Genomic DNA, 22935 nt, shown 5'->3' with positions numbered 1-22935 from the left:
CTCAGTCGGTGTCCGGCGCGACGAAGCCGGGCAGCCACTCCTCCAGCTCGTCCCGGAGCCGTACCGTCGCGTTGAGCTGGCACAGCACCCCGATGGTGCTCAACGTCACACGGTGTATCAACAGGTACGAGGGCGGCAGGTTGAGCTGCTTGCCCAGCTGGTGGGCGGGGGAGCGGGGGTCGGCGATCCGGGCGGCCTGGGCGCGGAGCCAGCCGCGGGTGAACAGGAACGTCTCCGCCTCGGCCGGTTCGATGATCGGCAGCAGGTACGCGAGGACCGCGTCCGGGTCGAGGGCGACGGAATCCTTGACGAACCCCTCCGCGCGGAGCAGTTCGTAGACGGTCTCGGCCTCACCGGCGAGCGTCATCCGCAGACACACGCCGATCGTCTCCGGCAGCCCGCCCGGGAGCCGGTCCACGGTGCCGAAGTCGAGGACGCCGAGGCGCCAGCTCGCCGGATCCTCGTCCCCCTCGGCGCCCGGCAGCAGCCGGAAGTTCCCCGGGTGCGGGTCGGCATGGAGCAGGCCGGTGCGCGCGGGGCCGGAGAAGAGGAAGCGGGCCAGCAGCTGCCCCGCCCGGTCCCGCTGGGCCTCCGTGCCGTCCGCGATCACCTCCGAGAGCGGGATCCCGTCCATCCACTCGGTCACGAGGACCTGCTCCGACTGGTGCACCACCGCCGGTACGACCACGTCGGGATCGTCCGCGAACACCTCCGCGTGCTCCCGCTGGGACGTCGCCTCCAGGGCGTAGTCCAGCTCCTCGGAGACCCGGTCCCGCATCTCGGTGATCAGCGGCTTGATGTCCATCCCCGGCACGAGCGGCCCGAGGAGCCGGGCGAAGCGGCTCAACTGGGTCAGGTCCGAGAGCAGTGCCTCCCCGGCGCCCGGGTACTGCACCTTCACCGCGACCTCGCGGCCGTCGTGCCAGACCGCCCGGTGCACCTGCCCGATCGAGGCAGCCGCCGCCGGCTTGTCCTCGAACTCCAGGAACAGCTCACGCCAGTTCTCCCCGAGCCGCTCGCCGAGGACCGCGTGGACGGTGGACGTCGGCATCGGCGGCGCCGCGTCCTGAAGCTTCGTCAGCGCCGCCCGGTACGGTCCGGCGACCTCCTCCGGGAGGGCCGACTCGAAGACGGACAGCGCCTGACCCAGTTTCATGGCCCCGCCCTTCAGCTCGCCGAGCACCTTGAACAGCTGCTCGGCCGTGCGCTGCTGGAGCTCGCGGGCGACCAGCTCGGCGGACTTGCCGCCGATCCGTTTGCCCAGGCCCCACGTGGCCCGCCCGGCGAAGCCGAGCGGCAACGCGGCCAACTTGGCGGTCCGGGTGACCGCCTTCCGGGGAAGATCAGACATGCGCCCCTCCAATTCCCAGACTGCCGTGTCGCGCAGGGCCGTTACCCCGCCATTGTGTCCTGCGCGCTTCCGGCTGCCGAGGTGCGCTCCCCTTCTCCGTCGCGCGCCGCCCCGCACGGGCAGTCAGGGCGCGGCCGCAGACGCTCCGTCCGCCACTCCAACAGCGGCAGTGACACCTCCCAGCGCGCGCCCGTCGAGGCCGGCAAATCCCCGTCCAGGAACGCGAGCGCGTGCGCGGCGGCGAGCCCCGCCACGGCCGTCGCCAGCGCCAGATCGCAGGCGGGCAGCGGATGCGGTGCGCCCGAGCGCCACTGGGCGAGGAGCCGGGGCCGGACGGGCTCCCGGTCCGTCAGCTCCTCCTGGAGGCAGCGGGCGCAGGCCGTCCCACCCGGCAGGACGAGCGGCCCGACCGTCCCCGTCGCCTCCAGCACCCCCGCGTACAGGTGGGGCGTGCCCGTCGCGATCCACGGTCCGGCCGGCAGCGGGTCGGGGACGTACGCGCCGAGACCGTCGCGCGGTGTCACCACGACGAGTGAAAGGCCGGGCGTGCCCCGGCCGTCACCCGGTGGGGGCGCTCCGGCTCTGCCGGCGCCACCCCGTGCCCAGCGGCTCACCAGGCGCCGGGCCGCCGTCGCCCGGCGCTCGCCGGCGGCCTCGGCCGGCAGTCCGCCCGGGGCGGTCTCCCATGGCTCGACCCGGCCGGAGTCCAGCACCTCGACCGTGCCCACGCCCGCCGCGGACAGCAGGGCCGCCACCATCGCCCCCACCCGCCCCGCCCCGCGGACCTGGACGCGCAGGGCCCGCCGGGCGGTCAGGGTCCGCACCGCCCGGTCGGGCTCGCGGTGGACGACGGAGAGCGAGGCCAGGTCGGCGCGGAGCGGATCGAGTGCCGGGTCCACCGCGCCGGCGCCCGGACCCGCCTTCCCCGGCCGCCCGTTCGAGGCGTCCGCGAGGAGCCCGGCCGCCGCCAGCCGGCCGAGGAGCGCCTCCAGATGTCCGTCCGGCAGACCGCGGGCCCGCGCCTCGGCCCGCAGCAGCTCCGTCCCCCGGGTGCCGTCGAGCAGCGCGAGGAGCTCCCCGGTGCCCGTGTCGACCGGGCTCAGCACCACCGCGTGCGCGGGGGTGATCCCGAACTGGACGCACTGGAGACTGCGCCAGGCGCGTCGCAGCGCCGGTTTCACCATCGGATGCATTTCCCCGCCCCCGCCCATGACCGCATTCAAGATCGACAACGGCTCTTCCGTCGCCCTGAAGCGAGAATGCCCCGCAGCCGCGAAGGCCGCCGAAAGTTGTCCACAGGCCAGGGGATTAGTCATTCGAATGGTGCGCGGTGCCGAAACGGCAGGGTCGGATCCTTCCCGAAACGACTCCGGAGGGAGGACTTCCCCCACGGTCAGCGGGTAACGTCGGGGCCGTGCCCGCCGACCCACAGCGCAGCGTGACCAGCAAGCCGCCCCGCGGCTCGGGGACGAGTGCGGTCGAGGTCCGCAGAAGCGCCCGGCGCAGCAGAACCGTCTCCGCCTACCGCGAGGGCGACCGGACCATCGTGCTCATCCCCGCCCGCATGTCGGAGGCGGAGGAGCAGCGCTGGGTCACCGTGATGCTGGACAAGCTCGCCGCCCAGGAGAGCCGGAGCGTCCTCGGCGACCGCGAGCTCACCGAGCGGGCCCTGCGCCTGTCCGACCAGTACTACGGCGGCCGGGCGCGCCCCGGCTCCGTCCGCTGGGTCACCAACCAGAACACCCGCTGGGGCTCCTGCACCCCGTCCGAGGGAAGCATCCGGCTCTCCCACCGGCTCCAGGGCATGCCCGAGTACGTCGTCGACTACGTCCTCCTGCACGAGCTGGCCCATCTGCTCGTCCCTGGCCACGGCCCCAGGTTCTGGCGGCTCCTGGAGGCGTACCCGCGCACCGAGCGGGCCCGCGGCTACCTGGAGGGCGTGGTCGCCGCCGACCGGCTCCCGCACCTCCCGGGCGCTCGCGAGGAGTGACACGGCCGATACCGGCTGCGCGCGTGTTTCCCGATTCCGTACCGAAAACGACCTGCCCTGTCTCAATGTCGCACTCAGCGGTTAGCCTGGCGCGAGCATTCGCCATTCGGGATGGGGGACGGTCGTTACGCATGGCCAGGGAATTCCAACGCGGCCACAAGGCCAAGATCAGCGATCTGACCGCGGGAACCGATCTGTACGTGGGTGTGCAGATCGCGGCGCCCGGACTCAGCTTCGACATCAGCTGCTTCGGACTCGACGCGGACGAGAGGCTCTCGGACGACCGCTACTTCGTCTTCTTCAACCAGCCGAAGTCGCCTGAGGAGTCCATCCAGCTGCTCGGTGCCCAGTCCGGTGACACCGAGTCCTTCCGCGTCACCCTCGACCGCATCCCGGCGAACATCCACAAGCTGTCGTTCACCGCGACGATCGACGGCGCCGGCCAGATGTCCCAGGTCGGCCCCGGCCACCTGCGGATCGTGGCGGGCGGTGAGGAAGTCGCCCGGTACGCCTTCACGGGCGCGGAGTTCTCCACCGAGCGCGCGGTGATGCTCGGCGACTTCTACCTCAAGGACGTCTGGCGGTTCGCCGCCGTCGGCCAGGGCTTCGACGGAGGCCTGGACGCGCTCCTGCGGAACTTCGGCGGCGAGGTCGCCGAGGAGGAGCCCGCGGCGCCGCAGGCGCAGGCCCCGGCACCCGGCTTCGCCCCGCCGCAGCAGGCGGCCGCACCCCCGGCCTTCGGCGCGCCTGCACCGGCCGCGCCCCAGCCGCCCGTCCCGGCGCCCGCGTTCGGTGCCCCGCCGGCCCCGCCCGCGCCCGTCGCGCCGGCGCAGCCGGTCCACACGGCGCCCACGATGGTGGCGCCGATGGCGCCCGCACAGGTCCCGCCGCCCGCGCCGGCCCCCGCCCCGTACGGACAGCCTCCGCAGCCGCCGCAGTACGGCCAGGTCCCGGGTCAGGCCCCAGGGCAGTACCCCGGCCAGGTCCCGGGTCAGGCCCCGGGGCAGTACCCCGGCCAGATCCCGGGGCAGGCCCCCGGCCCGTACCCGGGCCAGGGCCAGCCGCCGCAGCAGCCCCCCTACGGGCAGCCGGCTCCCGGCCCGTACGGCCAGCAGCCGCAGTTCGGGCAGCAGCCCGCGGGCGTCCCGCAGGGCGTCCCGGCCACCGGCGCGGGGCTCGCCGCCGCGCTCGCGCCGTTCAAGGAGACCGCCACCGGCGCCCGGTGGACCCCGCAGAACCAGCAGCTCATGCGGGTCGACCTCGCCATGGGCGGCACCCCCGTCCTCGCCCGGCAGGGCTCCATGGTCATGTACCAGGGCAAGGTCGACTTCTCCCACAAGGGCGCGGGCTTCGCGGGCCGGATCGTCGGCAACGCCACCGGCCAGGAGATGCAGCTGATGCGGTGCTCCGGCCGCGGCCAGGTCTTCCTCGCCGAGGAAGGCGCCCATCTGCACCCGATCGAGCTCCAGGGCGACGGCATCTGCGTCTCCGCGGAGAACGTCCTCGCGTTCGACGAGTCCCTCCAGTACGAGGTCCGCCGCATCGAGGGGCACGGCATCCCCGGCGGAGCCCTGTTCACCATGCAGTTCCAGGGCACCGGCACCGTCGTCGTGAAGACCCACGGCATCCCCGTGGTCCTGCCCGTCACGCCGACCACCTTCGCCGACTGCAACGCCGTGGTGGCCTGGTCGTCCGCGTCCCAGGTCATCCTCTCCAGCCAGGTGCGGCTCCGCCGCAACGCCTACCCGGGCCACAGCGGAGAGACCGTGAACCTCCAGTTCCGGGGCGCCCCCGGCAATTTCATCGTCGTCCAGCCCTACGAGGTCTGAGGGAGCCCGAAGTCATGAACCAGCAACTCGCGGGCTACGTCCCGACCCCCGTAACGGCCCGGATGGAAAACCACGGCCGCACCATGCTGAAGGTCGCCATGGCCTCCGGCCAGGAGCTGTACGCGCGGACCGGCTCGATGGTCGCCTACGAGGGCTTCATCACCTACGAGCCCAACCCGCCCGCCGTCCGCCAGGTCGCCAAGGAGTGGGCCACGGGCGAGGGCACGCCGATCATGAAGTGCTCCGGCGACGGACTGCTCTACCTCGCCGACTACGGCGCGGACGTCGTCGTGATCAACCTCCAGAACGACTCCCTGTCCGTCAACGGCACCAACCTCCTCGCCTTCGACGCGCACCTCCAGTGGGGCGTCGAGCGGGTCAAGGGACTCGCCAAGTTCGCCGGCCAGGGCCTGTTCAACGTGGAGATCGCCGGTACGGGCTGGGTCGCGCTCACCTCGCGCGGCACGCCGATCGTCGTCGACTGCGGTCGCGGCGAGGACGAGACGTACGTCGACCCCGACGCGCTCGTCGCCTGGTCGCCGTCGCTCAAGGTCAAGGGCAAGCGCAGCTTCAAGGCCTCCTCCCTCATCGGGCGGGGCAGCGGCGAGGCCATGCAGATGGCCTTCTCGGGCCAGGGCATCGTCGTCGTACAGCCGAGCGAGGACAGCACCGACCGCCTCCGGGTCCGGGGCTGAGGGGGAGCGAGAACACACCATGCAGAGCCCGCTTTTCAACCACGCCGAACAGCAGAGCCAGGAGCGGTACGTCATCCAGAACCCGCAGCTCCTGCGGGTCAGCCTGACCGGGCAGGACGACATCCTCGCCCGCAAGGGCGCCATGGTCGCGTACCAGGGGCTCGTCGACTTCGACGGCGAGTACCAGACCCCGAACCAGCGCCGGGCCCGCGCCCGCACAGGCGAGGGTCTCGACCTGATGCGCTGTTCCGGCCAGGGCACGGTCTACTTCGCCAACCTCGCCCAGAACGTCCACGTGGTGGAGGTCGACCAGGAAGGGCTGACCGTCGACAGCGCCTACGTCCTGGCGCTCGACTCGACCCTCCACACCGAGGTCATCGCCGTCGACAGCCAGTACGGCATCTCCGGCTCCGGCAAGTACCAGCTCAACATCTCCGGCCGCGGCAAGGTCGCTTTGATGACCTCGGGCCAGCCGCTGATGATGCAGGTCACGCCCGAGAAGTACGTGAGCGTCGACGCGGACGCGATCGTCGCCTGGTCGACCGGGCTGCGCGTCCAGATGCAGGCGCAGACGCACAATTCCAGCGTCCGCCGCCGCCGCGGTGACACGGGCGAGGGCTGGGAGCTCAGCTTCCTCGGCCAGGGCTTCGCCCTCGTCCAGCCCAGCGAGGTCATGCCCCCGCAGAACGCGGCCATCGGCCAGGGCATCGCCGCCCAGTTCGGCGCCGGCCAGCAGGGCGCCCACGCGCAGAACCAGAACAACGCCTGGAACTGAGCACGGCACGCAGGTAAGGGGCGGTCGCCCAGGCGACCGCCCCTTACCCATGTCCCGTCACAGACGGGCGAGGGTGCTCTCGACCAGCCGCACCACCGACGTGTCCGCCACGCCGGCCACCTGCTCGTACGGGAACCAGCGAAGGTCCAGCGACTCCTCGCTGATCTCCGCCGCCGCTCCCGCCGGAGCGAGCGCCGCGTACTGCACGTCCAGGTGCCAGTGGCACGGCGCCGGAATCGGATGCCGGTCGAGCCGCACGGGACCGCCCGGCAGCAGGGTCAGGCCCGCGATCCCGGACTCCTCCGTCGCCTCGCGCAGCGCGGCCGCCTCCAGCGTCACGTCGTCCGGCTCGCAGTGACCGCCCATCTGCAGCCACATGCCCAGCTTCTTGTGCAGGGTCAGCAGCACCTGACCCCGCGACGGGTCGATCACCAGCGCGCTCCCCGTGAGGTGACCGGCCCCGCACGGCTTGTACATGCCGTCCGGGTGGGCCGCGAGGTGCTCCAGGTAGACGTCCCGCAGCTCCGGCTGGTCCTCGTACTCCTTCAGTACGAGGACCGCGTCATCGTGCAGACTCACGCCTTGTCGTCCCCGTCCTCCGCGTCGCCCTTGCCGGGGTCGCCCTTCGCCGCCTCGCCGAGCATCTTGTCCAGCTCCGAGAAGTCGAGGTGCTCGCGGTGGACGAAGCCGTCCGGGTCGTCCAGGTCGGTCGCCGTCGGCAGCATGTCCGGGTGCTCCCACAGACCGTCCCGGCCGTCGACCCCGCGCGCGTCCGTGAGGGAGGCCCACAGGCGCGCCGCGTCCCGCAGCCGCCGCGGACGCAGCTCCAGACCGATCAGCGTCGCGAAGGTCTGCTCGGCGGGACCACCCGACGCCCGGCGCCGGCGCAGCGTCTCGCGCAGCGCGTCCGCCGAGGTCAGCCGCGACTTGGCGGCCTCGTGGACCACCGCGTCCACCCAGCCCTCGACCAGCGCGAGCGCCGTCTCCAGACGGGCCAGGGCCGCCTTCTGCTCCGGGGTGTCCTCCGGCTGGAACATGCCCTGCTGGAGTGCCTCCTGAAGTTGCTCGGGGTGCGTCGGGTCGAGCTGGCCCACCGCCTCCTCCAGCTTCGAGGTGTCGACCTTGATCCCGCGCGCGTACCCCTCGACCGCGCCGAACAGATGCGCCCGCAGCCACGGCACGTGCGCGAAGAGCCGCTGGTGGGCGGCCTCGCGCAGCGCCAGGTAGAGCCGCACCTCGTCCGAGGGCACGCCCAGGTCCTTGCCGAACGCCTCCACGTTCAGCGGGAGCAGCGCCGCGCGCCCGGCCGGGCCGAGCGGCAGACCGACGTCGGTCGAGCCGACGACCTCACCGGCGAGCGCGCCCACGGCCTGCCCGATCTGCTGGCCGAACATGGCGCCGCCCATGGAGCGCATCATGCCGATCAGCGGGCCGGCCATGGCCTGCATCTCCTCCGGCAGGACGTCGCCCATCGCCGCGCCGACCCGCTCGGCGACCGGGTCCACGAGCTGCTGCCACGCCGGCAGCGTCGCCTCGACCCACTCCGCGCGGCTCCACGCCACCGCCGTGCTCGCGCCCGAGGGCAGCGAGGTCACGCCGTCCAGCCACAGGTCGGCCAGGCGCACGGCCTCCTCGACCGCCGCCTTCTCGGCGGGGCCCACACTGGCGTCCTTGGTGCCGTCGGCGGTGCCCTGGGCGACCACCTGGCGGGCGATCTGCTTGGCCATGTCCCAGTTCACGGGACCGCCCTCGTAGCTCAGCATCTGCCCGAGCTGCTGGAAGGCCGCGCCCAGATCGTTGGGGTTCAGCGAGCCGAACATCGCCGCGAACGGGTTGTCCGCGCCGCCGGGGCCGCCCATGCCGGGCAGCCCGCCGAAGCCGAACGGGTTCGCCCCGAACGGGTTGCCGCCCTGGCCGCCGGAGCCCTGGCCACCTCCGGCGGGGTCCTTCTTCTTGCCCTCGTCGCCGTTCTCCGGCTCCTCCGGCGGAAGGCCGAATCCGAATGGGGTGTCACTCACAGGTTTCCTCGGCTCGTAGGGCCGCCGGCCTCCTGCCGACGGCGACTGCCCGACCAGGGCCTGAGAACAGGCCCCGCACACCACCAGCGTAGACATCCGGGCCGGAAATGGGCTCGGTGCTCCGCCGGGCCGTGCCCTGCGGCAGGATGGACGCCACCTGGTCCGTACGCGTCATGCGTGTACGTACTGAAGACAACCGCTGGAGACGCCCGGTGAGTTCCCCAGATCCTCAGGTTCGCGGAGCGCGAAACCACTCAACCCGGTCCGCCGCGCGCGGCCCCGTCGTCGCGGTCACCGGCGCCGCTTCCGGCGTGGGTGACCTGCTGACCAGGCGCCTTGCCGCCTCCGACGAGATCAAGCAGGTCGTCGCGATCGACGAGCGCCGCGGCGACGTCGCCGAAGCGCGCTGGCACATCCTCGACGTGCGGGATCCGGCCATCGCGGAGAAGCTGCGCGGCGCGGACGTCGTCGTGCACCTCGCCGTCGATCTCGACCTGGAGACCGACCCCGCCGCCCGAACGGCCTACAACGTGCGCGGCACGCAGACCGTCCTGACGGCCGCCGCGGCCGCCGGCGTGCACCGCGTGGTGCTCTGCACCTCCGCGATGGTCTACGGCGCCCTGCCCGACAACGACATCCCGCTCTCCGAGGACGCCGAGCTCAGGGCGACGGCGGAGGCCACCGGCGTCGGCGACATGCTGGAGATCGAGCGCCTCGGCCGCCGGGCCCCCCGCGCGCACCCCGGACTCAACGTCACCGTGGTCCGCCCCGCCGTCCTCGTCGGTGGTACGGACACGGCGCTGACCCGCTACTTCGAGTCGCCCCGGCTGCTCGTCGTCGCCGGCTCCCGCCCCACCTGGCAGTTCTGCCACGTCGAGGACCTGGTGAGCGCGCTGGAGTACGCGGCCCTGGAGAAGGTCGACGGCGAGTTCGCGGTCGGCTGCGAGGGCTGGCTGGAACAGGAGGAGGTCGAGGAGCTCTCCGGTATCCGGCGCATGGAGCTCCCCTCGGCAGTCGCCCTCGGCGCGGCGGCCCGCCTCCACCGGATCGGGCTCACCCCGTCCCCGGCGGGCGACCTCGCGTACACCATGCACCCCTGGGTGGTGAGCGTCGGGCGGCTGCACGACGCCGGCTGGCGGCCGAAGTGGACCAACGAGGAGGTCCTCGCCGCCCTCCTGGAGGAGGTCGAGGGTCGTCACACGGTCGCCGGCCGCCGGCTGGGCCGCAAGGACGCGACGGCGGCGGGCGCGGCCGGTGCGACGGTGGCACTGCTCGGCACGGCGGCGCTCGTCCGGCAGATGCGGAAGCGGCGCGGGATCTGACCCGCGCCGGGGGCGGGCCCGGACGAGCGGCCTGTAGAACCCTCCTACGGAGGGTTCGGACGACCGGTCGAAACCGCTATTCCGGGATGTCGGGGGCGTACGGCACCATGGGTGCATGCCACGCACCCACGATCACCCCGGCGAGCAGACCGCCGCCGACCCGATCAAGCTCCTCGCGATCCGGGAGACCCCGCTCTCCGTGGACGAGGTCTTCCGGGCCGTCGGTGACGACGCCTCCGGCGGCACGACGCTCTTCGTCGGCACCGTGCGCAACCACGACGGAGGGGCGGACGTCGACGGGCTCGGCTACTCCTGCCACCCCACCGCCGAGGCGGAGCTGCGCCGCGTCGCGGAGAAGGTCGTGGCCAACTACCCGGTCCGCGCGCTGGCCGCCGTCCACCGCGTCGGCGACCTCCGGATCGGCGACATCGCGGTCGTCGTCGCCGTCTCCTGCCCCCACCGCGGCGAGGCCTTCGAGGCCTGCCGCAAGCTGATCGACGACCTCAAGCACGAGGTCCCGATCTGGAAGCACCAGACCTTCTCCGACGGCACAGAAGAGTGGGTCGGGGCCTGCTGAGGGCGGTCCTGACACGGCTCGGGACCGCAAGGCGACGCGCCGACAGCGCGTAGCCGAACGCCCGATTTGCGTAACCGGCCCCCAGGCAGCAGCGTTGATGCCACAGATGAATAGTCTGCTGGTCAACTCACTGGGGATGGGAGGTCGGGATGGCAGCGCTGGCCTGGTTGCTGATTCCGCTTTTCGCAGTCGTCGGCGCGGCGATATGGGGAAGCTGGGCTTCGAGGAACAAGACGATAGGTGACGTGGCCGAGCTCGCCGGCTACGCCCGATTCCGGGACGCGATGGAGCGATCCCACATCACGACGGCCGACTCCGTCGTCCAGGAGCGCGAGACGGCCGGCACGGTCGCCCCCGTCTCCACGCCGTCCAGCTGACGCGGCTCGCGGGCCGCCCCGTACGGACCGCCCCAGGGGTGCACCCACAGGCGAGTCCCGTACTGTCGTTCCATGCCACGCCGCACCGCGACGATGCTCGCCTCCACCCTGGTGTTGATCTGTCTGCTCATCGCAGGCGTCCTGATCCCGGTGCCCTACGCGGAGATGAGTCCCGGCCCCACGGTCAACACCCTCGGAGAGGCCAGGGGAGAGCCCGTCCTCTCGATCTCCGGACGCAAGACCTACCCGACCGACGGCCACCTCAACATGACGACGGTCCGTGTCACCAGCGCGGACTACAAGATGAACGCCGTCGAGGCGGTCTACGGCTGGCTCGCCCACGACAACGTGGTGGTGCCGCACGACACGCTCTACCCGGACGGCAAGACCGAGGAGCAGTCGAGCCAGGAGAACGCCGAGGAGTTCAGCCAGTCCCAGGAGAGCGCCAAGGTGGCCGCCCTCGGGGAGCTGGGCATCCCGGTGACCAGCCGGGTCATCGTCGCCACCGTCGTCAAGGACTCCCCGGCGGAGGGCAAGCTGCACGCCGGTGACGTCATCAGGGCCGTCGACGGCGTGACCGTCACCGAGCCGGGCGATGTCGCCGAGCAGGTCACGAAGCGCAAGCCCGGCCAGGACGTCGTGTTCACGATCGTCCCCGCCAAGGAGGCGGCCGAGGCCGAGAAGGCCGGCAAGGAGCCCACCGTCACCCGGAAGGTGGTCATCAAGACCGCCACCTCCGAGGAGGGCGACCGGGCCATCGTCGGCATCCAGGCCGGGACCGACCACGTCTTCCCGTTCACCATCGACATCAACCTCGCCGACGTCGGCGGCCCCAGCGCCGGTCTGATGTTCGCCCTCGGCATCGTCGACAAGCTCACCCCGGAGAGCCTCACCGGCGGCGCTTTCGTCGCCGGCACGGGCACCATCGACGACAAGGGGAAGGTCGGCCCGATCGGCGGCATCGACATGAAGCTCGTCGGCGCGCGCAAGGCGGGCGCGACGTACTTCCTCACCCCCGCCGACAACTGCGCGTCCGCCGCCTCCGACACGCCCGACGGACTGACCCTGATCAAGGTGGACACCATCGACGACGCCACGAAGTCGCTGGAGAAGCTCCGCAAGGGCGACACGGCGAACCTGCCGAGCTGCTCCAAGGGCTGACCGGCCCGGACACGCACGAGGGGCGCCCGGTCATCCGACCGGGCGCCCCTTCTCGTACCGCCGCCGTGGACCGGCGCGGCTGCGGGCCGGCCAGGGCCTGTCCGGCCCTAGGACTCGAAGGTCGCCGCCAGCGCCTCGGCGAGGCCGGGCACCAGGTCGGGGCCGGTCAGGACCTCGGTGGTCGTGTCCTTCTCGCGCAGCCGGATCGCCGCCTCGCGGGCGCCGCCGCGCAGCACGGCCACGGTCATCCGGACCTCCTGGCGGTCCGGGTGGGCGGCCACCCACTTGGCGAGCTGCTTCTCGCTCAGCCCCTGCGGCACCTGGGACTCCGCCGACGGCGGCAGCATCAGCCGCTCCACCGTCAGGGCGCAGCCCGCCACGGAGGCGGGCCAGGCGATCGTGCCGAGGAAGTCGTCGAGCGGCTTCCCGCGCGGCAGCTTGTCCTGCTCGATGGGGGTGAAGGCGGTGGCGTCGTCGCCCAGGCCGAGCTGGGAGGCGAGGGCGGGCTCCTTGGCGCGGAGCCGTGCGGTGTCGACGAGGGCGAACAGACGGGCCGGCTGGTTCCAGCCGAGACCCGACGCGTACTCGTCGATCTCGAGTACCGCGCGGGTGAGGGGGCTCGCGGCCATCGCCGGGCCTGAGGGGGAAACGTTGGACATGACCAATATCCTGCCTCCTCTTCCCCCGAAGACGGGAACTAGGTAAAGCCTCAGTAAGTTGCACCAGTGGGCTCTACGATCGCGGGGCCTGCTTTCAGACGCATCAACATCGAGGGGCGCACGTTGGCTTTCCAGATGCCGGACCGCGGCGGTAGCCCGTCCGGGCCGAGGATGAGAGTCGGCCGGCCGTCCCGGCGGGCCCGCACCCTGCTCATGACACTCGGGGTGCTGGCCGTCCTGGCCATGGCGTTCGTGATGTTCGCCGGGTTCTGGACGGACTGGCTCTGGTATCGCTCGGTCAAGTACTCGTCCGTGTTCACCACCACCCTGTGGACCAAGATCGGCCTCTTCGCCGTCTTCGGTCTCCTCATGGGGCTCGCCGTCGGCCTCAACATCTGGCTGGCGTACCGACTGCGCCCGCCGCTCAGCGCGATGTCGCTGGAGCAGCAGAGCCTCGACCGGTACCGGATGGGGGTCGCCCCCTTCAAGAAGTGGGTCCTCCTCGCGGTCACGGTCCTGGTGGGGCTGATCGCCGGAGCCTCCGCCTCGGGCCAGTGGCGTACCTGGCTCATGTGGATCAACGGCGTGAAGTTCGGCCAGAAGGACCCGCAGTTCGGGCTCGACGTGTCGTTCTACGCGTTCGACCTGCCCTGGTACCGCTTCCTCCTCGCCTTCGGCTTCGCCGCCACGGTCCTGTCGCTGATCGCCGCCGCGCTCACGCACTACCTGTACGGCGGACTGCGGATCACCAGCCCGGGCGCCCGCGCGACCGCCGCCGCGACCGGTCACCTCTCGGTGCTGCTCGGCGTCTTCGTCTCGCTCAAGGCCGTGGCGTACTGGCTCGACCGGTACGGCCTGGCCGTGAAGTCCAGCGACTTCAAGGCCACCGGCAACTGGACGGGTCTGCGGTACGTCGACGCCAACGCGTACCTGCCGGCGAAGACCATCCTGTTCTGCATCGCCGCGATCTGCGCCGTGCTGTTCTTCGCGACGCTCTGGCGCCGGACCTGGCAGCTGCCGGTGATCGGCTTCGGCCTGATGGTGCTCTCCGCGATCCTGATCGGCGGCCTGTACCCGGCCATCGTGCAGAAGTTCCAGGTCCAGCCGAACGAGCAGGCCAAGGAAGCGCCGTACATCCAGAAGAACATCGACGCGACCCGCAAGGCGTATGCGATCGACTCGACGAAACCCGAGAACTACTCGGGCAAGTCGACGGTCAAGGCCAAGGACCAGCTCCGCACGGACGCCGACTCGGCGGCCAAGTACCGCGTCCTCGACCCGAACATCGTCTCGCCGACGTTCCAGCAGCTGGAGCAGAAGCGGAAGTACTACCAGTTCCCGACGACCCTGGACGTGGACCGCTACCAGGGCAAGGACACGGTCGTCGGTCTGCGGGAGCTCAACATCAAGGGCATCCCGAAGCGGAACTGGATCAACGACCACTTCACCTACACCCACGGCTACGGCGCGATCATGGCCACGGGCACGACGACGGACGCCAACGGCTCCCCGGTCTTCACCGAGTCCGGACTGCCGACGACCGGTGACATCGGCGAGTACCAGCAGCGGATCTACTACGGCGAGAAGACCGACCAGTACTCGATCGTGGGCGGCCCGCAGAAGGAGCTGGACTACGAGGAGAACGGCGAGAAGACCACCAGCTACAAGGAGAAGAGCGGCGTCAGCCTCTCCGGCGCGTTCAACCGCGCCGCCTACGCGGTGGCCTTCAGCGAGCCGCAGATCCTCTACTCGGGGGCCATCGGCGAGGGCTCGCGGATCCTCTACAACCGCACCCCCAAGGAGCGCGTCGAGGCCGTCGCACCCTGGCTGACCATCGACGGCGACGCCTACCCGGCGGTCGTCAACGGGCGGATCCAGTGGATCGTCGACGCCTACACGACGACCAACGGCTACCCGTACGCCTCGCGCACCACGCTCGGCGACACCACGGCCGACTCGCTGACCGTCGGCAACCAGCAGCGCACGGTCGTCGCCCAGCAGAACCAGGTCAACTACATCCGCAACTCGGTGAAGGCCACCGTCGACGCCTACGACGGCACGGTGAACCTCTACCAGTGGGACACGCAGGACCCGGTCCTCCAGACCTGGATGAAGGCCTTCCCGGGCACGGTGAAGGCGAAGTCCGAGATCAACGGCGACCTGATGGAGCACCTGCGCTACCCGCAGGACATGTTCAAGGTCCAGCGCGAGCTGCTGACCCGCTATCACGTCACCGACCCCGCGCAGTTCTACAGCGGCTCGGACGCCTGGCAGGTGCCGGACGACCCGACCAACAAGGACGGCAACGCGGTCCCGCCGTACTACCTGAGCATGAAGATGCCCGGGGACGCGGCGCAGCGCTTCTCGCTGACGACGACGTTCACGCCGAACGGCCGGCCCAACCTGGGCGGCTTCATGGCGGTCGACGCCGACGCCACCAGCAAGGAGTACGGCCGGCTGAGACTGCTGCGGGTCACCGAGGACGTGCCGGGCCCGGCCCAGGTGCAGAGCAAGCTCAACGGTCTGCCCGACGTCGCCCAGTTCGTCCGGGACATGAAGGGCGCCGACTCCGACATCCAGTACGGCAACCTGCTGACCGTGCCGCTCGACGGCGGGTTCCTGTACGTGGAGCCGGTGTACGCCCAGGGCCGCAACGCGCTCTACCCGCTCCTGAAGAAGGTCGCGGTGTCCTACGTGGACGCGGACCAGCCGGACGGTGACACGACCAAGGACACCACCGTGTTCGAGGACAACCTCACCAACGCGCTGAACGCGGTCTTCGGGGTGGAGGCACCGACGCCGCCCACGACCCCGCCGCCGGGCACCACACCCCCGCCGCCGACGTCGAACGACGCCGCTCTGAAGGCGGCGATCGCCGACGCCCAGAAGGCGTACGACGCGGGTGAGGCGGCGCTCCAGAAGGGCGACTGGGTGGCGTACGGCAAGGCGCAGGAGGACCTCCAGGCGGCCCTCGTGCGTGCGGCGGACGCCGGAGCGAAGCTCAAGAGCACGGGATCAGGCGGCTGACCTGAGGTTTTCCATCCCCGCGTCGTGATACTGTGGTTTCACCGACGCGGGGTGGAGCAGCTCGGTAGCTCGCTGGGCTCATAACCCAGAGGTCGCAGGTTCAAATCCTGTCCCCGCTACTCAGAACGAGGGCCCGGATCCATAAGGATCCGGGCCTTCGTCGTGTGTCGAGATGACGGAGGGCACCGAAGAGCGGTACGGAGGGGGCGAGTTGGTGTGAGGCGTGTTTGACTTGTCTCTCTGTGGGCATGTCGACAAAACGCTGAGTGACCTCACTGGCTGCGGTATACCAGGTGTGCTCGGGTTGCGGGTGGTGCGACGATGGTATTTATGGGGGACAGGGCAACTCTGTTGGAGACAGGGCGGTTTGTGCAGCGGCACGCCAGAAACGCCGCGGACGAGATCATCGAGGCAGTAGGGGCCGTCGATGCGGCCGTCGACACCACCGCCGAGACCGATGCCGACACCGAGAACGAGACGGAAACCGAGAGCGAGGCGCGCCACCGGCGTGCGGCCGAGCGCGGAGACCTCGCCTCGATGAGCGCGCTCGGCGCGCTGCTGCTGCGCCGCGGTGACCTCGACGGCGCCGAGCCCTACCTGCGCGGCGCCACCGCCGAGGGGGACCGGGCCGCGGCGAACAACCTGGGCGTCCTGCTCCACCAGCGGGGATACGCCGACGAGGCCGCCGGCTGGTGGCGGGTCGCCGCCGTCGCCGGCTCCGCGCCCGCCGCCCACGCCCTGGGCCGCCACCACCGCGAGCGCGGGGACGAGCCGGCCGCCGAGTACTGGCTGCGCCAGGCCGCCGAGCAGGGCCACGCCCTCGGCGCCTACGCCCTCGCCGACCTCCTGGAGCATCGCAGCGACGTCGGCGCCGAGCGCTGGCTGCGCGCCGCCGCCGAGCAGGGCCACCGCGAGGCCGCCTACCGCCTCGCCCTGGCCCTGGAGCGCCGCGCGACCGAGCCGGGCCTCGGGCCCCACGAGACCGGCCGCGGACCCCACGACACCGGCCGTGGGCCGCACGACACCGGCTCCCGGCTGCGCGTGCCCGGCGGCACCGCGAGCGCGGCCCCTCCGGCGGGCGCGGCGCCCGGCGGCGTCACGGACCCCACCCCGCCGAAGGGCGAGCTCACCGAGGCCGAGCAGTGGTTCCGACAGGCCGCCGCCCGCGGGCACCGGCGCGCCGCGCTGCACCTCGGCGCGATCCTGGAGAAGCGCGGCGACCTCAAGGAGGCCGGCCGCTGGTACCTGAGCTCCGCCAAGGAGGGCGAGGCCAAGGCCGCCTGCGCCCTCGGCTTCCTCCTCCGCGACGCGGGCGACCAGGAGAGCGCCGCCGTGTGGTGGCTGCGCGCCGCCCAGGACGGCGACGGCAACGCGGCCAACGCCCTCGGGGCGCTGCACGCGGCCCGGGGCGAGCAGCAGACCGCCGAGCGCTGGTACCGCGCCGCCATGGACGCGGGCGACGTGAACGGGGCGTACAACCTCGGGCTGCTCTGCGCCGCCCAGGACCGGATCCCGCAGGCCGAGCAGTGGTACCGCCGCGCCGCCTACGCGGGCCACCGCGAGGCCGCCAACGCGCTCGCCGTGCTGCTCCTCCAGGCCGGCGACGCCAACGGCGCCGAGCCGTGGTTCTCCAAGGCCGCCGAGGCCGGCAGCGTGGACGCCGCCTTCAACCTGGGCATCCTCCACGCGGGCCGCGACGACGACCGGACGGCCCTGGTCTGGTACGAGCGGGCCGCCGCCGCCGGGCACACCGAGGCCGCCCTCCAGGTCGGCATCGCCGCCCTGCGCGACGGCGACGAGCGGACCGCCGAGCGGCATCTGCGGTGCGCGGCCGGCGGCGGCAGCGCCGAGGCCGCCTTCCGGCTGGCCACGGTCCTCGACGCGCGCCGCCCCGACCCCGGCCCCGCCGTGCTCGGCGCGCCCCGGGACGAGAAGACCGAGTGCGAGGAGTGGTACGAGCGGGCCGCCCAGCAGGGCCACCGGCGCGCCCAGGTGCGCGTCGGGATGCTCGCCGCGGGCCGCGGCGACCTCGCCGAGGCCGACCGCTGGTACCGCGAGGCGGCGGAGGCGGGCAGCCGCAACGGCGCCTTCAACCTCGGGCTGCTCCTCGCCCGCGAGGGCAGCGAGCGCGAGGCCGCGCTCTGGTGGACCCGGGCCGCCCGGGCCGGCCACGGCCGCGCCGCGCTCCGGCTCGCGCTGCTCGCGGCGCGCCGGGGCGAGCTCACCGAGGGGCGGCACTGGTGCGCCCGCGCGGTGGAGCTGGGCCCGGCGGAGGTCGCCGAGCGCGCGGCCCGGCTGAGCGAGGCACTGCACCAGGAACTGACCGCGTGAGGGCCGGTCGAGAACCGCGTGATGGCCGTGCGTTAACGAATTTGCGCTGGTCGGGGGGCGTCCCGTACAGTCGTGTTTACCGACGCGGGGTGGAGCAGCTCGGTAGCTCGCTGGGCTCATAACCCAGAGGTCGCAGGTTCAAATCCTGTCCCCGCTACTCAGTAGCAAACGAAGGCCCGGATCCGGTTTCGATCGGATCCGGGCCTTCGTCGTGTTCCCCGAGGGGGGCGACGACGGAAACGAGAAAGGCCCCCGCCGGAGCGGGGGCCTTTCTCGTCGCGGTGTCAGGCCGTCGTGGCGCAGCTCGGGCAGATGCCGCGGTACGTGACCTCGACGTTCGAGATGGTGAAACCGAAGCGCTCGGTGTCCGGCAGGTCCGCCATCGGGTCGCCCGCCGGGTGGACGTCGCGGATGGCGCCGCAGCGGCCGCAGACCAGGTGCTGGTGCGGGCGGTGGGCGTTGGGGTCGTACCGCTTGGCGCGGCCGTCCGTCGCGACCTCCATGACCTCGCCGAGCGTGACCATCTCGCCCAGCGTGTTGTACACGGTCGCGCGCGAGATCTCGGGCAGCCTCGACACAGCGCGGGCGTGGACCTCGTCGGCGGTCAGGTGTACGTGATCCCCGTCGAGGACCTCGGCCACGACGCGCCGCTGCGCGGTCATCCGCCAGCCGCGTCCGCGCAGTCGTTCCAACAGGTCGCTCATGGGCGCCAGCCTAACAGTCGGGGGAACCTGATCCTGAACGGGTGTGACTTTGGAAGCCTGCTTGACTTAGACAATGTCTATTGTAGGATCAAAACCGGCATTGGCCAAGGTCCCGGAGAAGGGGCCGGGCCGACGGACAGGACTCGCAGGACATCACGCAGGAGGCGCACGTGACGCAGGGACCGCTCACCACGGAGGCCGGCGCGCCGGTCGCCGACAACCAGAACAGCGAGACGGCGGGCGTCGGCGGACCGGTCCTCGTACAGGACCAGCTCCTCCTGGAGAAGCTCGCCCACTTCAACCGTGAGCGCATCCCGGAGCGCGTGGTCCACGCGCGCGGTGCGGGCGCCTACGGCACCTTCACGCTCACCCGTGACGTCTCGCAGTGGACGCGTGCCGCGTTCCTCTCCGAGGTCGGCAAGGAGACCGAGACGTTCCTGCGCTTCTCCACCGTCGCGGGCAACCTCGGTGCGGCCGACGCGGTCCGCGACCCCCGCGGCTGGGCGCTGAAGTTCTACACCGAAGAGGGCAACTACGACCTCGTCGGCAACAACACCCCGGTGTTCTTCATCAAGGACGCCATCAAGTTCCCCGACTTCATCCACACCCAGAAGCGCGACCCGTACTCGGGCTCGCAGGAGGCGGACAACGTCTGGGACTTCTGGGGCCTCTCCCCGGAGTCGACCCACCAGGTCACCTGGCTGTTCGGCGACCGCGGCATCCCCGCCTCGTACCGCCACATGAACGGCTACGGCTCGCACACGTTCCAGTGGAACAACGAGGCCGGCGAGGTCTTCTGGGTCAAGTACCACTTCAAGACCGACCAGGGCATCAAGAACCTCACCCAGGCCGAGGCCAACCGCCTCGCCGGTGAGGACCCGGACTCGCACCAGCGCGACCTGCGCGAGTCCATCGAGCGCGGCGACTTCCCGACCTGGACCGTGCAGGTGCAGATCATGCCCGCGGCCGAGGCGGCCGAGTACCGCTTCAACCCGTTCGACCTCACCAAGGTGTGGCCGCACGAGGACTACCCGCCGATCGAGATCGGCAAGCTGGAGCTCAACCGCAACCCGGAGAACGTCTTCGCCGAGGTCGAGCAGTCGATCTTCAGCCCGGCGCACTTCGTGCCCGGCATCGGCCCGTCCCCGGACAAGATGCTCCAGGGCCGTCTCTTCGCCTACGGCGACGCCCACCGCTACCGCGTCGGCATCAACGCCGACCACCTGCCGGTGAACCGCCCGCACGCCACCGAGGCGCGCACCAACTCCCGCGACGGCCACCTCTACGACGGCCGCCACAAGGGCGCGAAGAACTACGAGCCGAACAGCTTCGGCGGCCCGCACCAGACGGACCGGCCGCTCTGGCAGCCGCTCCCCGTCACCGGCCTCACCGGTGACCACGCCGCCCCCTCGCACGCCGAGGACAGCGACTTCGTCCAGGCGGGCAACCTCTACCGCCTGATGTCGGAGGACGAGAAGGGCCGTCTCGTCGATAACCTGGCGGGCTTCATCGCCAAGGTCTCGCGGGACGACATCGCCGAGCGGGCGATCGGCAACTTCCGCCAGGCGGACGGTGACTTCGGCAAGCGGCTCGACGCCGCGGTCCAGGCCCTGCGTGGCTGAGGGCGCTTGTCGTAGGTAAGGGCCGGGCCGGACTCCGCACGGAGTCCGGCCCGGTCTCGTTCATCGGCCGGCGACGCTGTGCACCGGGATCCAGCAGCGGATGATGTCCCGTACGGAGACGATGCCGACGGGTCCCCGGTCGTCGAGGACGACGAGGTGACGGAAGCCGCCGTGCGTCATCGCCTCGGCCGCCTCCGCCAGGGTCCAGGTGGGCGCGGCGAAGACGACGTCGTGGGTGGTGTGGGAGCCCGCGGTCTCCACGTCGGGGTCCTGGTCCCGGGCGAGGGAGTTGAGGATGTCGCGCTCGGTGAGGATGCCGAGTCCGCCGGCGTCGGAGTCGAGGACGACGGCCGCGCCGACGCGGCGCGCCGACATCAGCCGGGCTGCCTGTCGGAGGGTGTGGGCGGGGCCGATGGTGAGGACCACCGTGCTCATGGCGTCACGGACGAGCATGGGCGGAGCCACCTCCTTCGTGAACCCTTCAAAGAGAAGGAATTCACAAGTTCACAAGTGGGGGGACTCTCAGGGTGACACCGGGGGAGGGGCCCGACAAGGGGGCGCGCGAGGCGCCCCCGGGGAGTGACGACGGCGCTCGGGCCCTCTCGTCCCTCCCGTGTGCTCAGGCCTCCGCGTTCTCCTGGTTCAGGTAGCTCAGCAGCTCGCCGTGGAGCAGGCCGTTGGACGCCGCCGCGTTGCCGCTGTGCGGGCCGTGCCGGCCGTCCAGGCCCGTGTACGTGCCGCCCGCCTCCTGGACGACGATCGCCACCGCCGCCATGTCCCACAGGGACAGCTCCGGCTCGGCGCAGATGTCCACGGAGCCCTCGGCGACCATCATGTACGGCCAGAAGTCGCCGTACGCGCGCGTCCGCCAGCACGCGCGCGTGAGGTCGAGGAAGCCGTCGAGCCGCCCCTGCTCCTCCCAGCCGCTGATCGAGGAGTACGCGAAGGAGGCGTCCTCCAGGGTGGCCACCTTCGACACCCCGAGCCGGGTCGCCGAGGCCAGGCTGCGGCCCGTGTACGCCCCCAGGCCCTTCGCCGCCCACCAGCGGCGGCCGAGCGCCGGGGCCGACACCACGCCCACCACCGGCTGGAAGCCGGTCTCGCCGGCCTCCATCAGCGCGATCAGGGTCGCCCAGACGGGCACTCCGCGCACGTAGTTCTTGGTGCCGTCGATCGGGTCGATCACCCAGCGGCGCGGGCCCGAGCCCTCCACGCCGTACTCCTCGCCCAGGATCGCGTCACGCGGCCTGGCGCGCTGGAGCTGGCCGCGGATCAGCTCCTCCGCGGCCTTGTCGGCCTCGCTCACCGGGGTCATGTCCGGCTTCGTCTCGACCTTGAGGTCGAGCGCCTGGAATCGGTCCATGGTGGCCGCGTCGGCGGCATCCGCGAGGACGTGGGCGAGACGCAGATCATCGTGGTAATCGGCCATGGTCGGCACTCTATCCCCGGGTGATCCCCGCGCGGCGAACCGTCCACGGGGCCTTCGGTGGCGGGCTCCCGACGGTGCGGTGCTCCTGCGGTGACCCCTTGACAGCGCGGGGGCCCCTGTCGACGCTGAGCACGGAAACGTTTCGGTCGGTCCGGGGAGGCGAGGATGCCGACTGCCCGCGAGGCCCTGCTCGACGCCGCGCTCGCCGCGCTCGCCGACCGGTCCTGGTCCGCCGTCCGGATGGTCGACCTCGCCACCGCCGCCCGGGTGTCCCGGCAGTCCCTCTACAACGAGTTCGGCAGCAAGGAGGGGCTCGCCCGCGCCCTCGTGCGCCGGGAGGCCGACGCCTATCTCCAGGGCGTCCGGGGGCTGCTCGGTGCCCCGGACCCGGTCGAGCGGAACCTCGTCGCCGTCGCCGAGTGGACCGTCGCCCGGGCGGCCGCCCGCCCGATACTGCGGGCCCTGCTCACCGGCGCCTGGAACGAGCGGCTGCCCGTGCCCCGGCCCGTCCGGCCGGGCGCGCGCCCCGCCCCCGTACCCGCCCAGCGGCGCGCCGACGAAGGGCCGCCCGCGCCGGGCGAGCTGGTCGCGGCGACCGCGGCCTGCGCGGGCGAGCGGTGGGCGGCCGGCTGCGAGCTGGCCGTCCGGCTGGCCCTCAGCCACGTCGTGGCGCCGCCGCTACCGACCGGCCGCGCTGTGTCGTCCGGTGGCCCGGCGGATCAGTGCGAGGAGCCGGAGAGCTGGAGTCCGATGACCCCCGCGATGACCAGCGTGATCGAGATGATCTTGAGGGTGGAGACGACGTCCCCGAGGAAGACCATTCCGTAGATCGCCGTCCCGGCCGCGCCGATCCCCGTCCACACCGCGTACGCCGGACCCACGTCCAGCTTCCGCAGCGCGAGGGTGAGCAGTCCGAAGCTGCCCAGGGCGAAGGCCGCGAAGGCGATCGTCGGCCAGAGCCGGGTGAACCCGTGCGAGAGCTTCAGGCAGACCGCGAAACCCGTCTCCAGGACACCGGCCACCACCACCAGCAGCCACGCCATCGTCAGTGCCTCCCACGCCGTCGGT

The 22935-nt window shown here is 71.9% G+C and carries 21 protein-coding genes and 2 tRNA genes; 14 read left to right on the top strand and 9 right to left on the bottom strand.

What is annotated here, in order from left to right; translation table 11 throughout:
* Nucleotide 1: 1 nt before the first annotated feature.
* Nucleotides 2-1351 (bottom strand): ABC1 kinase family protein, encoded by a 1350-nt coding sequence (locus OG357_RS12920; protein ID WP_329621274.1) that lies wholly within the window; start codon nt 1349-1351, stop codon nt 2-4.
* A gap of 41 nt (nt 1352-1392) precedes the next feature.
* Complete coding sequence (locus OG357_RS12915) at nt 1393-2544, bottom strand: TOMM precursor leader peptide-binding protein (RefSeq protein ID WP_329621273.1); 1152 nt, start codon at nt 2542-2544, stop codon at nt 1393-1395.
* A gap of 221 nt (nt 2545-2765) precedes the next feature.
* Here OG357_RS12915 and OG357_RS12910 point away from each other — a divergent pair, with 221 nt between their 5' ends.
* The 4 genes from OG357_RS12910 to OG357_RS12895 all read left to right on the top strand — a co-directional run bounded on the left by OG357_RS12910 (nt 2766) and on the right by OG357_RS12895 (nt 6640).
* The gene (locus OG357_RS12910) at nt 2766-3341 is read left to right on the top strand and encodes a M48 metallopeptidase family protein (protein WP_329621272.1); all 576 of its coding nucleotides are present in this window, start codon (nt 2766-2768) and stop codon (nt 3339-3341) included.
* A 131-nt stretch (nt 3342-3472) separates the two neighbouring features.
* Nucleotides 3473-5170: a TerD family protein gene (locus OG357_RS12905; protein ID WP_329621271.1), complete on the top strand. Its 1698-nt coding sequence runs from the start codon at nt 3473-3475 to the stop codon at nt 5168-5170.
* Between the two features lie 14 nt (nt 5171-5184).
* The gene (locus OG357_RS12900; RefSeq protein ID WP_329621270.1) at nt 5185-5865 is read left to right on the top strand and encodes an AIM24 family protein; all 681 of its coding nucleotides are present in this window, start codon (nt 5185-5187) and stop codon (nt 5863-5865) included.
* Nucleotides 5866-5884: 19 nt separating this feature from the next.
* Nucleotides 5885-6640 carry an AIM24 family protein gene (locus OG357_RS12895; protein WP_329621269.1) on the top strand — a complete coding sequence of 252 codons (756 nt, stop codon included), beginning with the start codon at nt 5885-5887 and terminating at the stop codon, nt 6638-6640.
* Between the two features lie 57 nt (nt 6641-6697).
* On the opposite strand, the gene OG357_RS12890 is transcribed toward OG357_RS12895, so the two are convergent.
* Nucleotides 6698-7219: an NUDIX hydrolase gene (locus OG357_RS12890; RefSeq protein WP_329621268.1), complete on the bottom strand. Its 522-nt coding sequence runs from the start codon at nt 7217-7219 to the stop codon at nt 6698-6700.
* On the bottom strand, nt 7216-8658 hold the full coding sequence (locus tag OG357_RS12885) for a zinc-dependent metalloprotease (protein ID WP_317598944.1): 1443 nt from the start codon (nt 8656-8658) through the stop codon (nt 7216-7218). The genes OG357_RS12890 and OG357_RS12885 overlap by 4 nt, the downstream gene beginning before the upstream one ends.
* 212 nt (nt 8659-8870) lie before the next feature.
* Between OG357_RS12885 and OG357_RS12880 the strand changes: the two genes are divergently transcribed.
* The 4 genes from OG357_RS12880 (at nt 8871) to OG357_RS12865 (ending at nt 12095) form a co-directional block, all read left to right on the top strand.
* A complete protein-coding gene (locus OG357_RS12880) occupies nt 8871-9980 on the top strand; it encodes an SDR family oxidoreductase (protein WP_329621267.1) in 1110 nt (369 codons plus the stop codon).
* Nucleotides 9981-10095: 115 nt separating this feature from the next.
* Nucleotides 10096-10557 (top strand): molybdenum cofactor biosynthesis protein MoaE, encoded by a 462-nt coding sequence (locus tag OG357_RS12875; protein ID WP_329621266.1) that lies wholly within the window; start codon nt 10096-10098, stop codon nt 10555-10557.
* A 245-nt stretch (nt 10558-10802) separates the two neighbouring features.
* Complete coding sequence (locus tag OG357_RS12870; RefSeq protein WP_329625834.1) at nt 10803-10934, top strand: hypothetical protein; 132 nt, start codon at nt 10803-10805, stop codon at nt 10932-10934.
* A gap of 72 nt (nt 10935-11006) precedes the next feature.
* Nucleotides 11007-12095 carry a YlbL family protein gene (locus tag OG357_RS12865; protein WP_329621265.1) on the top strand — a complete coding sequence of 363 codons (1089 nt, stop codon included), beginning with the start codon at nt 11007-11009 and terminating at the stop codon, nt 12093-12095.
* A gap of 107 nt (nt 12096-12202) precedes the next feature.
* Here the strand turns inward: OG357_RS12865 and OG357_RS12860 are convergent, their stop codons facing one another.
* Complete coding sequence (locus tag OG357_RS12860) at nt 12203-12754, bottom strand: PPA1309 family protein (protein ID WP_329621264.1); 552 nt, start codon at nt 12752-12754, stop codon at nt 12203-12205.
* Between the two features lie 135 nt (nt 12755-12889).
* Between OG357_RS12860 and OG357_RS12855 the strand changes: the two genes are divergently transcribed.
* The 4 genes from OG357_RS12855 to OG357_RS12840 all read left to right on the top strand — a co-directional run bounded on the left by OG357_RS12855 (nt 12890) and on the right by OG357_RS12840 (nt 18269).
* Nucleotides 12890-15781 carry a UPF0182 family membrane protein gene (locus OG357_RS12855; protein WP_329625579.1) on the top strand — a complete coding sequence of 964 codons (2892 nt, stop codon included), beginning with the start codon at nt 12890-12892 and terminating at the stop codon, nt 15779-15781.
* A 45-nt stretch (nt 15782-15826) separates the two neighbouring features.
* Nucleotides 15827-15900 (top strand) — tRNA-Met (locus tag OG357_RS12850).
* Nucleotides 15901-16102: 202 nt separating this feature from the next.
* Nucleotides 16103-18112, top strand: coding sequence for a tetratricopeptide repeat protein (locus tag OG357_RS12845; RefSeq protein WP_329621263.1), 2010 nt, complete (start codon nt 16103-16105; stop codon nt 18110-18112).
* Nucleotides 18113-18195: 83 nt separating this feature from the next.
* A tRNA-Met gene (locus tag OG357_RS12840) sits at nt 18196-18269 on the top strand.
* Between the two features lie 127 nt (nt 18270-18396).
* Here the strand turns inward: OG357_RS12840 and OG357_RS12835 are convergent.
* The gene (locus OG357_RS12835) at nt 18397-18816 is read right to left on the bottom strand and encodes a Fur family transcriptional regulator (RefSeq protein WP_056643907.1); all 420 of its coding nucleotides are present in this window, start codon (nt 18814-18816) and stop codon (nt 18397-18399) included.
* A 152-nt stretch (nt 18817-18968) separates the two neighbouring features.
* On the opposite strand from OG357_RS12835, the gene OG357_RS12830 reads away from it, so the two are divergent.
* Nucleotides 18969-20438, top strand: a complete 1470-nt coding sequence (locus OG357_RS12830) for a catalase (RefSeq protein ID WP_329625578.1) — start codon at nt 18969-18971, stop codon at nt 20436-20438.
* A gap of 60 nt (nt 20439-20498) precedes the next feature.
* Here OG357_RS12830 and OG357_RS12825 read toward each other — a convergent pair whose 3' ends face one another.
* Together OG357_RS12825 and hisN are read right to left on the bottom strand one after the other, a co-directional pair.
* Nucleotides 20499-20891 carry a CBS domain-containing protein gene (locus OG357_RS12825; protein ID WP_055641419.1) on the bottom strand — a complete coding sequence of 131 codons (393 nt, stop codon included), beginning with the start codon at nt 20889-20891 and terminating at the stop codon, nt 20499-20501.
* 166 nt (nt 20892-21057) lie between these two features.
* Nucleotides 21058-21867 carry a histidinol-phosphatase gene (gene hisN, locus OG357_RS12820; protein ID WP_329621262.1) on the bottom strand — a complete coding sequence of 270 codons (810 nt, stop codon included), beginning with the start codon at nt 21865-21867 and terminating at the stop codon, nt 21058-21060.
* Between the two features lie 165 nt (nt 21868-22032).
* Here hisN and OG357_RS12815 point away from each other — a divergent pair, with 165 nt between their 5' ends.
* The gene (locus OG357_RS12815; RefSeq protein ID WP_329621261.1) at nt 22033-22695 is read left to right on the top strand and encodes a TetR/AcrR family transcriptional regulator; all 663 of its coding nucleotides are present in this window, start codon (nt 22033-22035) and stop codon (nt 22693-22695) included.
* Here OG357_RS12815 and OG357_RS12810 read toward each other — a convergent pair.
* Entirely contained in the window at nt 22587-22910 is a 324-nt protein-coding gene (locus tag OG357_RS12810; protein ID WP_329621260.1) for a DMT family transporter, read from the bottom strand. The two genes, OG357_RS12815 and OG357_RS12810, sit on opposite strands and share 109 nt — an antisense overlap.
* Between the last annotated feature and the right edge of the window lie 25 nt (nt 22911-22935).

The organism is Streptomyces sp. NBC_01255 (assembly GCF_036226445.1).
Taxonomy (GTDB): domain Bacteria; phylum Actinomycetota; class Actinomycetes; order Streptomycetales; family Streptomycetaceae; genus Streptomyces.
This window is presented reverse-complemented; position numbering and strand designations above follow the sequence as displayed.

Excerpts from the sequence above, each read along its gene's own strand:
- OG357_RS12920 (WP_329621274.1), bottom strand. The coding sequence starts at position 1,351 with ATGTCTGATCTTCCCCGGAAGGCGGTCACCCGGACCGCCAAGTTGGCC.
- OG357_RS12915 (WP_329621273.1), bottom strand. The coding sequence starts at position 2,544 with ATGCATCCGATGGTGAAACCGGCGCTGCGACGCGCCTGGCGCAGTCTC.
- OG357_RS12905 (WP_329621271.1), top strand. The coding sequence starts at position 3,473 with ATGGCCAGGGAATTCCAACGCGGCCACAAGGCCAAGATCAGCGATCTG.
- OG357_RS12900 (WP_329621270.1), top strand. The coding sequence starts at position 5,185 with ATGAACCAGCAACTCGCGGGCTACGTCCCGACCCCCGTAACGGCCCGG.
- OG357_RS12895 (WP_329621269.1), top strand. The coding sequence starts at position 5,885 with ATGCAGAGCCCGCTTTTCAACCACGCCGAACAGCAGAGCCAGGAGCGG.
- OG357_RS12875 (WP_329621266.1), top strand. The coding sequence starts at position 10,096 with ATGCCACGCACCCACGATCACCCCGGCGAGCAGACCGCCGCCGACCCG.
- OG357_RS12865 (WP_329621265.1), top strand. The coding sequence starts at position 11,007 with ATGCCACGCCGCACCGCGACGATGCTCGCCTCCACCCTGGTGTTGATC.
- OG357_RS12860 (WP_329621264.1), bottom strand. The coding sequence starts at position 12,754 with ATGTCCAACGTTTCCCCCTCAGGCCCGGCGATGGCCGCGAGCCCCCTC.
- OG357_RS12855 (WP_329625579.1), top strand. The coding sequence starts at position 12,890 with ATGCCGGACCGCGGCGGTAGCCCGTCCGGGCCGAGGATGAGAGTCGGC.
- OG357_RS12845 (WP_329621263.1), top strand. The coding sequence starts at position 16,103 with ATGGTATTTATGGGGGACAGGGCAACTCTGTTGGAGACAGGGCGGTTT.
- OG357_RS12835 (WP_056643907.1), bottom strand. The coding sequence starts at position 18,816 with ATGAGCGACCTGTTGGAACGACTGCGCGGACGCGGCTGGCGGATGACC.
- OG357_RS12825 (WP_055641419.1), bottom strand. The coding sequence starts at position 20,891 with ATGCTCGTCCGTGACGCCATGAGCACGGTGGTCCTCACCATCGGCCCC.
- hisN (WP_329621262.1), bottom strand. The coding sequence starts at position 21,867 with ATGGCCGATTACCACGATGATCTGCGTCTCGCCCACGTCCTCGCGGAT.
- OG357_RS12815 (WP_329621261.1), top strand. The coding sequence starts at position 22,033 with ATGCCGACTGCCCGCGAGGCCCTGCTCGACGCCGCGCTCGCCGCGCTC.
- OG357_RS12810 (WP_329621260.1), bottom strand. The coding sequence starts at position 22,910 with ATGGCGTGGCTGCTGGTGGTGGTGGCCGGTGTCCTGGAGACGGGTTTC.